The 12,326-nt window shown below is 59.8% G+C and carries 11 protein-coding genes; 5 read left to right on the forward strand and 6 right to left on the reverse strand.

Going from position 1 to position 12,326, the window contains the following annotated elements; translation table 11 throughout:
- The first annotated feature begins 208 nt into the window (after positions 1-208).
- Both K290_RS0122395 and K290_RS0122400 read left to right on the forward strand, forming a co-directional pair.
- Positions 209-1,198, forward strand: coding sequence for an acyltransferase family protein (locus K290_RS0122395; protein WP_245276621.1), 990 nt, complete (start codon positions 209-211; stop codon positions 1,196-1,198).
- Positions 1,199-1,376: 178 nt separating this feature from the next.
- Positions 1,377-2,999, forward strand: coding sequence for an ABC-F family ATP-binding cassette domain-containing protein (locus K290_RS0122400; protein WP_028753937.1), 1,623 nt, complete (start codon positions 1,377-1,379; stop codon positions 2,997-2,999).
- A 3-nt stretch (positions 3,000-3,002) separates the two neighbouring features.
- Here K290_RS0122400 and K290_RS0122405 read toward each other — a convergent pair whose 3' ends face one another.
- The 4 genes from K290_RS0122405 to K290_RS0122420 are packed head-to-tail and all read right to left on the reverse strand — an operon-like array spanning position 3,003 to position 7,255.
- Entirely contained in the window at positions 3,003-4,016 is a 1,014-nt protein-coding gene (locus K290_RS0122405; protein ID WP_028753938.1) for an OmpA family protein, read from the reverse strand.
- A complete protein-coding gene (locus tag K290_RS0122410; protein WP_028753939.1) occupies positions 4,010-5,011 on the reverse strand; it encodes a hypothetical protein in 1,002 nt (333 codons plus the stop codon). Before K290_RS0122410 ends, K290_RS0122405 begins: the two co-directional genes overlap by 7 nt.
- Positions 5,011-5,829: a hypothetical protein gene (locus tag K290_RS0122415; RefSeq protein WP_028753940.1), complete on the reverse strand. Its 819-nt coding sequence runs from the start codon at positions 5,827-5,829 to the stop codon at positions 5,011-5,013. Before K290_RS0122415 ends, K290_RS0122410 begins: the two co-directional genes overlap by 1 nt.
- Complete coding sequence (locus K290_RS0122420; protein WP_028753941.1) at positions 5,807-7,255, reverse strand: hypothetical protein; 1,449 nt, start codon at positions 7,253-7,255, stop codon at positions 5,807-5,809. The genes K290_RS0122415 and K290_RS0122420 overlap by 23 nt, the downstream gene beginning before the upstream one ends.
- A gap of 308 nt (positions 7,256-7,563) precedes the next feature.
- On the opposite strand from K290_RS0122420, the gene K290_RS0122425 reads away from it, so the two are divergent.
- Together K290_RS0122425 and K290_RS0122430 are read left to right on the forward strand one after the other, a co-directional pair.
- Positions 7,564-8,580 (forward strand): ketopantoate reductase family protein, encoded by a 1,017-nt coding sequence (locus tag K290_RS0122425; protein WP_028753942.1) that lies wholly within the window; start codon positions 7,564-7,566, stop codon positions 8,578-8,580.
- Positions 8,581-8,650: 70 nt separating this feature from the next.
- The gene (locus K290_RS0122430) at positions 8,651-8,980 is read left to right on the forward strand and encodes a DUF1883 domain-containing protein (RefSeq protein WP_028753943.1); all 330 of its coding nucleotides are present in this window, start codon (positions 8,651-8,653) and stop codon (positions 8,978-8,980) included.
- 8 nt (positions 8,981-8,988) lie between these two features.
- Here K290_RS0122430 and K290_RS0122435 read toward each other — a convergent pair whose 3' ends face one another.
- The gene (locus tag K290_RS0122435; protein WP_028753944.1) at positions 8,989-10,305 is read right to left on the reverse strand and encodes a replication-associated recombination protein A; all 1,317 of its coding nucleotides are present in this window, start codon (positions 10,303-10,305) and stop codon (positions 8,989-8,991) included.
- Positions 10,302-11,705, reverse strand: a complete 1,404-nt coding sequence (locus K290_RS0122440; RefSeq protein ID WP_028753945.1) for a DegQ family serine endoprotease — start codon at positions 11,703-11,705, stop codon at positions 10,302-10,304. The genes K290_RS0122435 and K290_RS0122440 overlap by 4 nt, the downstream gene beginning before the upstream one ends.
- A gap of 175 nt (positions 11,706-11,880) precedes the next feature.
- Here K290_RS0122440 and K290_RS0122445 point away from each other — a divergent pair, with 175 nt between their 5' ends.
- Positions 11,881-12,228, forward strand: a complete 348-nt coding sequence (locus K290_RS0122445) for a lysozyme inhibitor LprI family protein (RefSeq protein WP_028753946.1) — start codon at positions 11,881-11,883, stop codon at positions 12,226-12,228.
- Positions 12,229-12,326 lie beyond the last annotated feature (98 nt).

Consider the following 12,326-nt stretch of genomic DNA (forward strand, 5'->3'; position numbering starts at 1 on the left):
AAATCTCCGGCAATAGGCAAGCCTCTCGCACACAAAAGAGAGTCCCAAACCTATAACCACAACCGCCCCACATCCGAAATGCCCGATTTCCGTCACGAAACCGGCGGGAAATTATCCGTTTTCACTGAAATTGTTGCGACGGTGACATCCGGTCCACCGTACCCTCCAAGCCGTTCTGCAATTGCATTCCAGTCGCGCGGGGCACCTCTTGAAAATCGGCAGCGACATCACGAGCATTCAATATCTGCGGGCCATCGCTGCGATTTCCGTCCTCTGCTTCCATGTCTGTGACGCCTACGGCTTGGGATTCGAAGTCGGAGCGGCGGGGGTCGATATTTTCTTTGTCATCAGCGGCTTTATCATGTGGGTCACCACCGAGGGAAAACCTGTCGGTCCGCAAGAGTTCATGGTGCGCCGGCTGCTCAGAATAGTGCCGCTTTACTGGATTGCGACGGCGGCGACATTCGTCATGGCCGTGTTGAAACCGCAGTTCTTCTTCAACGTCGACACGACCATTGGCAATTTGATCGGCTCGCTGCTTTTCCTGCCCGCCATAAGGGGCGACGCGATACATCCGATCGTCGAGCAGGGATGGACCTTGTCCTACGAGATGTTTTTCTATCTCATCTTTTCCATTTCGTTGCTTCTGCCGGAGCTTCTACGGCTATGGTTCCTGATGGTGGCTCTGGTGGCTGTCGTCATTGCGCACTACCTGCTGCCCCTCGGCTATCTCAGTGTTTTCACGGAGCCGGTTATTCTTGAATTTGCGGCCGGAATCGTCATCGGCCGCTTATGGAGAAAGGGTTTTCGGCTGTCTTTTCACGCCGCCGTGGGCTTGATGATCGCCGGATTCGTATTGCTGCTGGCAAGTGACCTGATGCCCGATGTCGATCGGATGGTTGGCTGGGGCATACCTGCGGTACTGATATTATCAGGCGCTGTTTTCGCAGAACGGGAGCGAGGCGTTCCAAAACTGGCATTCCTGCATTTCCTGGGAGACGCCTCTGATTCCATCTATGTTTGGCACGTGCTCACCGGTGTCATGGTAACGGCGCTGCTGTTGCGCGCTGGCGTGCCACACGCCGCGCAGCCTGCGTTCCTCGCATTGGGCTCGCTGGCCTTTACGATCATCTGCTACCTGTTCATAGAACGTCCGATACTCCGAAAAATGCGACCGGCACGCCCGCGGCCGGCGTAAAGCGGTTGACGTATAAGCTGGGTGGGGCGGATACCGACATGCGAATAATACCTCGGAAATCACCGCGACTGACACCAGTTTGACATCGAACTCATCTTCTCTTCCCGAAAACCTGCGACAGCGCGCGCGACCCGTGGCATAAGGCCCGCGAAAAACTTTCTTCGGGCCTAGCGTAAACATGATTCGTATCGAGAATATCAGCAAGCAGAATAGCCATCGTATCCTCTTCATCGAGGCAACGGCTGCGCTCAACAGGGGCGAGAGCATTGGGCTGGTCGGCCCGAACGGCGCCGGCAAGACGACGCTTTTCCGGATGATCACCGGACAGGAGCTGCCCGATGAGGGACAGGTTTCCGTCGATAAGGGGGTTACCATCGGCTATTTCAATCAGGACGTCGGTGAAATGGCGGGCCGCAGTGCCGTCTCCGAAGTGATGGAAGGCGCCGGTCCTGTCAGTGCTGTTGCTGCCGAGCTGCGCGAGCTGGAAGCTGCAATGGTCGATCCGGACCAGGCCGACAAGATGGACGCGATCATCGAGCGCTACGGCGAGGTTCAGGCGCGTTACGAGGAGCTGGACGGCTATGCCCTCGAAGGGCGTGCCCGCGAAGTGCTGGCGGGCCTGAGCTTCAGCCAGGAGATGATGGACGGCGACGTCGGCGCGCTGTCGGGCGGCTGGAAAATGCGCGTGGCGCTCGCCCGCATTCTCCTCATGCGCCCCGATGTCATGCTGCTCGACGAGCCGAGCAACCATCTGGATCTGGAAAGCCTCATCTGGCTCGAGGAATTCCTCAGGGGTTATGAGGGCGCTTTGCTGATGACCTCGCACGATCGCGAGTTCATGAACCGCATCGTCACCAAGATCATCGAGATCGACGGCGGCTCATTGAGCAGCTATTCGGGCGATTATGCATTCTACGAACAGCAGCGGGCGCAGAACGAGAAGCAGCAGCAGGCTCAGTTCGAACGCCAGCAGGCAATGCTTGCCAAGGAAATCAAATTCATCGAACGCTTCAAGGCGCGCGCTTCGCACGCCTCCCAGGTGCAGAGCCGCGTGAAGAAGCTGGAGAAGATCGATCGGGTGGAGCCGCCGAAACGGCGTCAGACCGTCGCCTTCGAATTCCAGCCGGCGCCGCGCTCGGGCGAAGACGTGGTGAGCCTGAAGAGCGTTCACAAGAAGTATGGCAGCCGTATCATCTATGAAGGGTTGGACTTCATGGTGCGACGCCGGGAGCGCTGGTGCATCATGGGCATCAACGGCGCCGGCAAATCCACCCTGCTGAAGCTGGTGGCGGGCTCGACGCAGCCGGATGACGGTAGTGTCGCTCTCGGCGCCAGCGTGAAGATGGGATATTTCGCCCAGCATGCCATGGATATTCTCGACGGCGAACGCACCGTCTTCCAGCAGCTCGAACACGAGTTTCCCCAGGCGGGACAGGGTTCCTTGCGGGCGTTGGCCGGATGTTTCGGTTTCTCCGGCGATGATGTCGAGAAGAAGTGCCGTGTGCTGTCCGGCGGTGAGAAGGCACGGCTCGTTATGGCGATGATGCTCTTCGATCCGCCAAATCTCCTCGTGCTGGACGAGCCGACGAACCATCTCGACCTCGACACCAAGGAAATGCTCATCAAGGCCCTGTCGCAATATGAGGGCACCATGCTGTTCGTTTCGCACGACCGGCATTTCCTGGCGGCTTTGTCCAACCGCGTGCTGGAATTGACGCCCGAGGGCATTCACCAATATGGCGGCGGCTACACCGAATACGTGGCCCGCACCGGCCATGAGGCTCCGGGCCTTCGGAGCTGAGCCTCAGCGTACGCTGACAGGTGACGCCGTTGCATCGCTGATCACGGCAACCGGCGTGGTCCTGCCGCGTACCCGGATTTCGATGCGCCGCCGGGATTCCACGGCGCCCGCCTGCCCTGCCGTGATCGTATCGCCGGGCAGGATCAATTGGGCGGCCGACATCGGCAGGATGGTGACGTTCTTCAGCTTCGGATTGGCCTTGAGGATATTGGCGACGGCAACTGCGCGCGCCAGCCCCAACCCGGCATTGTCCGCGGGCTCGACGGCCGATATCGGCAGTTTGCCATCCATCGCCCCGATCAGCGTATCGTCAAGGTTCGAGCTTGGCCGCGATACGCGCTGCTCGTCCGTGTGGCCGATCACCTCGACAATGTCGGCATCATAGAGGCTGAGATTGCTGGCAATCTCATTCGAGATTGTCGTGTCGAGCATACGTTCAAAGGTCTTGGTCAATTCGGCGCTGCCCGACTGAAAATAATTCTTCTTGGCGTCGTCGAGATTGATAATCGGGGGCCAATCATGAGCGCCTTTTCCGCCCCCCTCGCCCGCCAGCAGCTTACTCACTTCGTCGGATGCCTTGGCGAGATCGACGCCGTGCTGCTTCAGCACATCAGCGACTTTGGCAAGCTCCTGCAGGTCCTCCGGCTTCGCGCCATCCGCGCCCATGCTGTCCAGCGTCTCACGCGCCAGGACCAATTCGCGCCATTCCTTTTCCAGCGTCGACCGGTCTGCTGCCGAGAGATCGCCGGAAATCAGCTTCGATTGCAGTTGCACGATGCGCGCCGCCTGCTCGGATTGTTTCTTTTCCAGGAGCACGAGCCGTTGCTCGGCGTCCTTCAGTTTCCGCTCGGTCTCATAGCGATGGTTCCTCTCCGCAGAAATCATGGCGGCTGCGACCAGAAGCAGGCAGAAGACCAGCAGCAGCATGGATTCGGCCATGGTCAGGCCGAGAATGAGCCCGCGATTATAGCCCTTGTGTTCCAGCTTGGGCGCGGTATCTGAGACGCGCATCACCATAGATGCCACCGTCGCTTGCGCCTTGGCGCGTCGGCCGCCGGTTCGTTTTCATTGGCCGTAACCGCTGCAATCGCCCCGGAGGACGCTTGATCGGTCTCGGGTGCAATCTGGGGCTCAACCAGTTTGAGTTCAGGGGAAAACGATCGTCCCGGCAAATCCGCCATACGGCTCAGCGTCTGCTCGATGTTCTTCAATGGCTGCAGTTGGGCCTCCGCCATCGCCTTGATGGCAGAGATGGCGGGTGCCAGCTCGGCGCGGACGACATCTTCGGGGGCGCGGATCTCCTCGAGCTTCTTGCCGACGGTTTCGACAGCCGTGCCGAATTTGCCGATGATCTCGGAAAGCTGCGATGTCGTTTCCGTCAGTTGCGCAGCCGCCTCGTTGATCGGCGTGACCGCCTGCTTCGCCAGGACCTCCAGGATTTTCTGGATTTCCTCGCCACTTCGTTCCGCTTGGCGCCCGATCTCCTCGAAACCCTCCGACAGCATTTGGTTGCTGACGCGCCGATAGTGCGAGAATTCGCGCGACGAAGAGTCCAGCTCCGAGCGCACGCGGCGCGTCATCTCGGCCAGCTCGTGGCGGACACTCCGCTCGATGTCGATCGGATCGCGGCGCATCTGGTTGAAGAGAATGCGGAGCGTGACACCGGCGATGGTCGAGGTGACGGCGATGCCGAAATTGCGGACGATCGTTTCGATCGACGTCTCGCCGGCAAAGAGGTAGAGCGATACGCCGAGGCTCGACAGGGTAAACAGAAATCCCATGTAATAGAGATTGTCGCCCGCCTGCTCGTTGTGCAGGCGAAATCCGGCGAAAACCACCGAGATCACGAAATAGACCGCCATCAGCAGCAGCGGCACGCCGGTTACAATCGGCAGCGGCCAGCCGAGAAGCTTCGACGTCCAGATGAAAATCATGCCGCCGACGGTGACCAGCGCGAAGAGGATCATCGGCCCATAATCGCGTATGGCTAGCCTCGCCTCAACGTCGGCCATCAGCGTATTCCTTCCAATCGGACGAAGCCGTCGAAATAGCCATTATTGCTCTTGATCCACTGCGCCCAGAAATTTGCAAGCTCCTCCATACTGAACTTCATGTTCGGCCTTTGAAAGGCGAGGATTTTGATCATGACACCATCCAGTGACGTCCGGAATTTATCACGTGCGGGGCTCTGCTGGAATTTCTGATAAGAGGCGCCGTCCCGGTAGTTCGAGAAGGCGTCGGTATGTTCGATCATGTCGGAGGCGATATAGAGATGTTTCGGAATGCCACTGGCAGCGCTCGCAAAGACTTCCAGATTGATCTTCTGGATGGCGGCCATGATCGGCGATTGCTTGCCCGCCTCTCCGACGCTCAGCTTGCCGGCGATATCGGCAAGCGGTTTTGCGAAGCCCTTTTCCCAGCGCGCCTGCGCCAGGCGGGGGTTGCTGGTCCATTCGTCGACATTGGCACCGCTGCCCGGATTGCAGCCGTGGAAGGTCTGGATAAGCTCGCCTTCCTTCTCCGTCAGGGCATAGATGTCGATCGCGCCGCCGACGGGCACGTCCGCTACGATTTTCTGGAACTGATTGCGCAGGTCGAGCGCCGTCGTATCCGAGATCGGATCGGTGACGTCGAGCAGGATCGCCGTTTCCGCCTTCGGGCCATCCACCGGGCAGAGCGAGGCCTGGTCGACCGCTATATTGCCGCTTGCCTTATAGCGCAGCCAGCCATAGGCGCCGACAATACCGAGGGACAGAACGGCGAGGCAAACCGTCGCGATGATAAGACCGGCCGAGCTGCCGGCTCGGCTACGCCGCTTGCGTCGTGCCAATGATGCCCTCCGGGAAAAGATTATCGAGCTTATGATATTTCTCGATGGCGCTTTCGAACTCGTCGCCGATCCGCTTGATCTGCTGGGTCAACTCCGCCTGCGCGGCCTGAATGCGCTCGCCGAGTACCTTATCGTCCCATTCCTCATCGGTGTGCAGGACCGGCACCAGGCGCTCAAGCCGATAGCGGGATGCAAAGTAAGGCGGCTCCGGCTCCGTGCGTGCGCTTCTGTTCGCCTCGCGATAAATAGTCAGCAGCGTATTGGCGGTTCGCTCGAGATGATTTTGATGTTCGGCGAAAAGGCCCGCCGTTCTGGCGCGATGGGCGATGATGGCGGCGGTCTCCTGCCGGCGCATGCTGAGATCGCGGATGATCTCTTCGATCTTGCCATTGTGTTCGTCGCGGATATCCCGAAGATCGTCAATGAGATCGAGCTTGCGATCGATGTAATTGCTTCTCGCCGCATCGAGGCGTTTCTGGACGCCGGCGAATCCCGGATAGGGATCGGTGAGGTAACAGCCGTCGATAAAGGCGATGAGCGAGAACATCAGCCCTACGGCAAACAGCATCCAGGAATTCAACTCCTGCAGACCGAGCGGCGCAATCTTCAGCCGCTGCATCACCTCCGTTCCGGCACCGGAGAGGATGGTTGCCGAGACTTCGCGGTAATGCGCCAGCGCGATGTTGATCGCGAGTGCCACGGCGACATACGCGACGAGCCCGAGCAGACCAAGCAGCTTCAGGAAGAACGACCTGTGCACAAGGAAGCGCACGCAGAAGAAGGAAAACATCAGCGCCGCGCCGATGTTCAGGAAAGCGAAGGCCGCTGCCTCCGTGACGCCACCGACAATGCCCTGCTCGCTGCCCTTGGCAAGGAAGCTGCCGTTCATCACCATCTCGATGAGGATGAGGAATACGATGAGCGAGACCTTGAAGCCCCAGGCCGCCTTGCTGGAGACCTTCGCCGCGCGCTGCAGCCGGTGCCGGGACTTGAAGTCGACCATCTCGTCCTCGGCAGTCTTCAGATTGCGGCGCAGGCCGTGCAGCTCGTCGACGCCGCTTGCGACCTCCGCCTTGAAATCCGAAACGCTGGACGCATTCGCCTGCCGTATTAGCCCGAACTGACCTTCGAAATCGAGATTGCGCAGGCGGCTGTCGAAAGTCTGAAACTGATCTTCCAAAACCTGATAGGAGCTCTTCTTTTCCGCCTCGACCCAGGCGATGACGCGCTGCTCGGTCTCATCGAAAGACTGAGCGCTTTGCGCTGGCCGGTTGAGACCGCCGTTGGCCGCGCCCTTCTCCTTTAGGCCGAGCGTCGTGCTCAGCTTCTCGATATCGACGACGGGAAACACGTCGGTCGAAGCCTGGAAATCATGGCTGGTCTCCCGAACGGTCTCCCAGAGGCGGTTTAAGGCTTCGAAACGCAATGATCTTCCTTCGGCGACACGATCAACTTTAAAAGGACCAGCGACAAACCGATACCGCACCGGTTGTTTCTGGTCCAGCACCGCCGCCGACGTTAAAATGTGATTGTGGTAAAGAATAGCCCGAAAGAACAATGCCGGCCCTGACCCGATATTGTTTCAAAAAAGCAAAACAGAGGATCCGGGATTTGGGCCGTTGCCTGCTGCCTCATGAAAAGCGGCAGGTTTTTGCGATCAGCTCCATAAACTGCTCGCCAAATCATGGTGATGACCTAACTTGCTCCAAGCGCTGCAAACCCGGAGATCAAGTTATGACATCGCCTTCCCTTAAAACTATCTGTGTTTACGGCGCGGGCGCGCTCGGCGGCGCGATTGCCGCAAAACTGGCTTTAGGACTAAGGGAGCAGGCAACCGTTTCAGTGATAGCGCGCGGCGGGCATCTGGAAGCGATCCGCGCAGATGGCTTGCGGGTCTGGGAGGCCGAAGCCGACAGTCCGCTCATAGCCCAGGTGACCGCAACCGACAGTGCGGCGGCGCTACCGCCACAGGACTTGGTGATCACGGGGCTCAAAGGCCACCAGCTCGATGCGGCAGCACCCGGCATCGCCAAACTTTTGCATGCCGGAACGCGTGTCGTGATGGTCCTGAACGGCATACCTTGGTGGTATTTTCATCGGGACGCGCAAAGCGGCCATGCGGAGCGCCAGATGGAGGAACTCGATCCGAACGGCAATCTCTGGCGACTGATCGGGCCCGAGCGCGTTATCGGCTGCGTCGCCTATCAGGGCGCCGAAGTCATCAATCCCAGCGAGATCAAGCTCAGCAACAACGGCCATTTCGTCCTCGGCGAACCCTCGGGCGAAACGACCGGCGACATCGAAGCGATCGCTGCTCTCTTGAAGGACGGCGGGATCAATGTCTCGATTTCACCGCGCATTCGCGACGAGATCTGGAGCAAGCTGATGGGCAATGCTGCCTTTAATCCGATCAGCGCCCTGACACGGGCGCTGATGTCCGACATCATGGGCAACCCTGCCCTTGCTGCCATGGTCGGTCAGGTGATGAACGAGGTGAAGACTGTCGCGGAAGCCCTGGGGGCGCGTCTGGCGATTTCCATCGAAGAACGCCTCGAACGCTCCCGCCAGATCGGCCCGGTACGCACCTCGATGCTGCAGGATCTGCTGGCCGGCAAGGCGCTGGAAATCACGCCGCTGGTCGGCATGGTCGTCTCGCTCGGCAAACTCGCGAGTGTCCCGACACCGATTTCGGCGACGATCATGGCGCTGGTGACGGAGTTGGACCGGCAGAACCTGCGGGCGGCGGGATAAGGATCCCCAACGCTTCCTTAACCCACGCTTGGGTAGAATATCGACTGGGTGTCACCAGAGTAAAAGATCAATGTCGAAGCCGACCTTCCGTTACAGCCACTATGATCTCAACGAGCAGCGTGCGGGAACCGTTATTGAGATCACGCTGTCGGCCGTTGCCAATGTCCGGTTGATGAACAGCTCGAATTTCGAGCGCTTTACGGAAACTCTGAAGCATCAGTTCCTCGGCGGCGTCGCCAAGAAATCGCCGATCCGGCTATCCATTCCGGAAACGGGCCATTGGCATCTGATCGTCGATATGGAAGGCCATAACGGGTTGGCGGAATCGAGCGTCAAGATGATCGACAAGGCCCCGGCACCGCGCATCCAGAAGGCCGCGGAAAACGTCACTGCCAGGTGACGTCTAATCTATGGTTCACCGCGCTCCTTGCGCAGCTTGGCCCACCAATCCAACCGTTTGCGGATTTCGCGCTCAAAACCACGTTCTGGCGGATCGTAGAAGGTCTGGCGGCCCATCTTTTCCGGAAAATAATTCTGGCCCGAAAAGGCATCGGGTTCATCATGGTCATAACGGTAACCGTCGCCATAACCCTCTGTGCGCATCAGCTTCGTCGGCGCATTGAGGATATGCTTGGGCGGCAGCAGCGATCCGTTCTGCTTGGCGGCCTGCGTGGCAGCCTTGAATGCGGTGTAGACGGCGTTCGACTTCGGGGCGGTGGCGAGATAAACGCAGGCCTCTGCCAGCGCCAACTCACCTTCCGGTGATCCCAGATAATCATAGGCGTCCTTGGCGGCGTTGCAGATGACCAGCGCCTGCGGATCGGCAAGCCCGATATCCTCTACCGCCATGCGCACCAGCCGCCTTCCGAGATAGAGCGGGTCTTCACCGGCGTCGAACATGCGGGCAAGATAATAGAGCGCCGCGTCGGGGTCGGAGCCGCGCACCGACTTATGCAGAGCCGAAATCAGATTGTAATGGCCATCCTGCGCCTTGTCGTAGACCGGCGCCCGGCGCTGCACGATCTTGACCAAAGCGTCAGGATCGAAAAGCTCGTCCTTGCGCGCGGCACGCCAGACTTCTTCGGCCAGTGTCAGCACCGAGCGACCATCGCCATCGGCCATGCGGATCAGGCTGGCGCGGGCATCCTCGGTCAGTGGCAGCGGCTTGCCTTCCGCCGCCTCCGCGCGGCGCAACAATTCTTCCAGGCTTTCCTCGTCATGCGAGCGAAACGTCAGGACGCGCGCGCGGGACAGAAGAGCGGCGTTGAGCTCGAAGGACGGGTTCTCGGTGGTGGCGCCGACCAGAATGACGGTGCCGTCTTCCATGACCGGCAGAAAGCTATCCTGCTGGGCGCGGTTGAAGCGATGGATCTCGTCGACGAAAAGCAGCGTCTGGCGGCCGTCCATGCGGCGCAGACGCGCGGCTTCGAACACCTTCTTCAGGTCCGCAACGCCGGAGAAGATTGCCGAGATCTGTTCGAAGGCCAAGCCCGCCTCGCCCGACAGCAGCCGTGCCACCGTCGTCTTGCCGGTGCCTGGCGGCCCCCAGAAGATCATCGAGCCGAGCGAGCCGGAGTCGATCATCCGCCGCAGTACGCCGTCCTCGCCGGTCAGATGTGGCTGGCCGGTGACATCGCCCAGGGTTTGCGGCCGCAGACGATCGGCAAGAGGCCGCCTCCTGGCGACCTCCTCCGGTATTCGCGGTGCAAACAGGTCGTCACTCATCGGAAGAACTGCCGGATGCGTTGGCCGTCGCGCTCGATTTCGACGCGCCAGAAGCTTGGATTGCCCGTAACGGCCTGCTGCAGCACGTCCGTCGAGGTGATCGCGACGCCGTTGACGGAAACGACGATATCCTTCGGCGCAAAGCCAAGGCGCTCGGCCGGCGAATCCGCCTTCAGGTTTTCGACGACGACACCGTTCGTATCCGCCGGCAAATGCAGTTCATCGGCAACGCGCGGCGAGAGGTTGGCGACGGTCGCCCCCGAGAAGGGATTGTTGCCCTGGATCAGCTTCTCATCCCGCGGCGTGGATTCAGGCGCGGCCGCGAGCGTCATGCTGTCGTGCAGTTCTTTGCCGTTCTCCAGAACGGTCAAATCAACGGTCGCGCCGAGGCCGGCCGTCGTCAGACGGTAACCAAGCGCATCCGGATGCTCGACCGGGATATTGTTGATGGCCGTGACGACCTCACCAGCCTTTAGGCCAGCCTTCGCCGCCGGCCCGCCTTCGACTACCTTGGTCACCAGCGCGCCGCGCACCTTGTCGAGGCCGAGCGCTTCGGCAACATCTGACGTCACCGGTTCAAAGGAAGCGCCGATATAGGGGCGATCGAAGGTCTTGGCGCCGCGATCGGCGGCAGCGAGGAAAACCTTGACTAGGTTGGCGGGGATGGCGAAGCCGATACCGTTCGAACCACCGCCTTGGGAAAAGATGGCCGTGTTGAGGCCGATCAGTTCGCCCGACATATTCGCCAAGGCGCCGCCTGAATTGCCGGGATTGATCGACGCATCGGTCTGGATGAAGAAGCCGACCTCGTTCTTCACCTGGTTGCGGGCCAGCGCCGACACGATGCCGCTCGTCACCGTCTGCCCGACGCCGAAGGGATTGCCGATCGCCAGCACGAGATCGCCCACTTCGACGGCATCGGAATTGCCGATCGGCAGGATGGGGAAGCTCTGGTTCTTGGATTTGATCTTCAGCACGGCAAGATCGACCCGATCATCCTTCAGCACGACATCACAGGGGAATTCGCGGCCGTCGGACAGCGCGATCTTGATATCGTCGGCACCATCAATGACATGGTTGTTGGTGATGACCGTGCCGTTGGCTTCGACAATGACGCCGGAGCCGAGCGAAGACTGCTTCTCGGTGCGATTCGGCATGCGCTGGCCGAAGAACTGCTCGAAGAAGGGGTCGCCGGCAAAGGGGGATTGCCGCTGCACCATCCGTTCGGCATAGACATTAACCACGGCGCCGGCCGTCTGTTTGACCAGCGGCGCAAACGAAAGCTGCATTTGCATCTGGCTCTGCGGCACGGACTTTGCAGTCTGTGCCTCGGCGGAAAGCGGCATCGTCATGATGAGGGCGATCATCGAAACGGCGGTGCGCTTCAGCAGGACCTGCATGGAATTTTCCTTCTTTAATGCTCTTGAAACAAGGTTGTAACGTCCGACGCTAGAAAGGAAAGAGGGCGGAAGCATGAAGTATAATTGGTCGTTTGCGCGCACGAAGAACAGGCGTTGTGAACAAAAACGCGTGATCGCGCATTTCGTTTCGGAAACCGGCAGATGGAGCAAAATCATGCGATCAGTGAGCCTTGCGGCAGTCTTTCTCCTTACCTCCCTCACGACGGCCAACACATCGGAGGCCGCGAGCTTCAATTGCGATTCGCAGACCCTTCAGCCGGATGAAAAGATGATCTGCGATAACAGAGCGCTCAACGATGCCGACGTGAAGATGGTGACGACCTTCGACCTGCTCTCTGGCCCCCTCGCCATGGGTTCACGCGGCACGTTGCAGGACGAGCAGACAGCTTGGCTGAAGAAGCGGCAGGCATGTGGCGCCGATGCCGCCTGCATCAAGGGGGCCTATGACGAACGGCTGAAAGGGCTGGATGAGACGTATAAGCGGATCAATCGGCCGCTATAAAGCATATGTGTTCCCGATGAGCGTGGCGATGTGGGGGCTATCTCGCCCTATAGCCACCTTCTCCCCGCCCCTTCGACAAGCTCAGGACGGGGCGAAGG

The sequence above is a fragment of the Rhizobium leucaenae USDA 9039 genome (genome assembly GCF_000426285.1).
GTDB lineage: Bacteria > Pseudomonadota > Alphaproteobacteria > Rhizobiales > Rhizobiaceae > Rhizobium > Rhizobium leucaenae.

What these genes read in the sequence shown, in the direction of transcription:
- K290_RS0122400 (WP_028753937.1), top strand. Translation starts at nt 1,377, where the DNA reads ATGATTCGTATCGAGAATATCAGCAAGCAGAATAGCCATCGTATCCTC.
- K290_RS0122405 (WP_028753938.1), bottom strand. Translation starts at nt 4,016, where the DNA reads ATGGTGATGCGCGTCTCAGATACCGCGCCCAAGCTGGAACACAAGGGC.
- K290_RS0122410 (WP_028753939.1), bottom strand. Translation starts at nt 5,011, where the DNA reads ATGGCCGACGTTGAGGCGAGGCTAGCCATACGCGATTATGGGCCGATG.
- K290_RS0122425 (WP_028753942.1), top strand. Translation starts at nt 7,564, where the DNA reads ATGACATCGCCTTCCCTTAAAACTATCTGTGTTTACGGCGCGGGCGCG.
- K290_RS0122430 (WP_028753943.1), top strand. Translation starts at nt 8,651, where the DNA reads ATGTCGAAGCCGACCTTCCGTTACAGCCACTATGATCTCAACGAGCAG.
- K290_RS0122435 (WP_028753944.1), bottom strand. Translation starts at nt 10,305, where the DNA reads ATGAGTGACGACCTGTTTGCACCGCGAATACCGGAGGAGGTCGCCAGG.
- K290_RS0122440 (WP_028753945.1), bottom strand. Translation starts at nt 11,705, where the DNA reads ATGCAGGTCCTGCTGAAGCGCACCGCCGTTTCGATGATCGCCCTCATC.
- K290_RS0122445 (WP_028753946.1), top strand. Translation starts at nt 11,881, where the DNA reads ATGCGATCAGTGAGCCTTGCGGCAGTCTTTCTCCTTACCTCCCTCACG.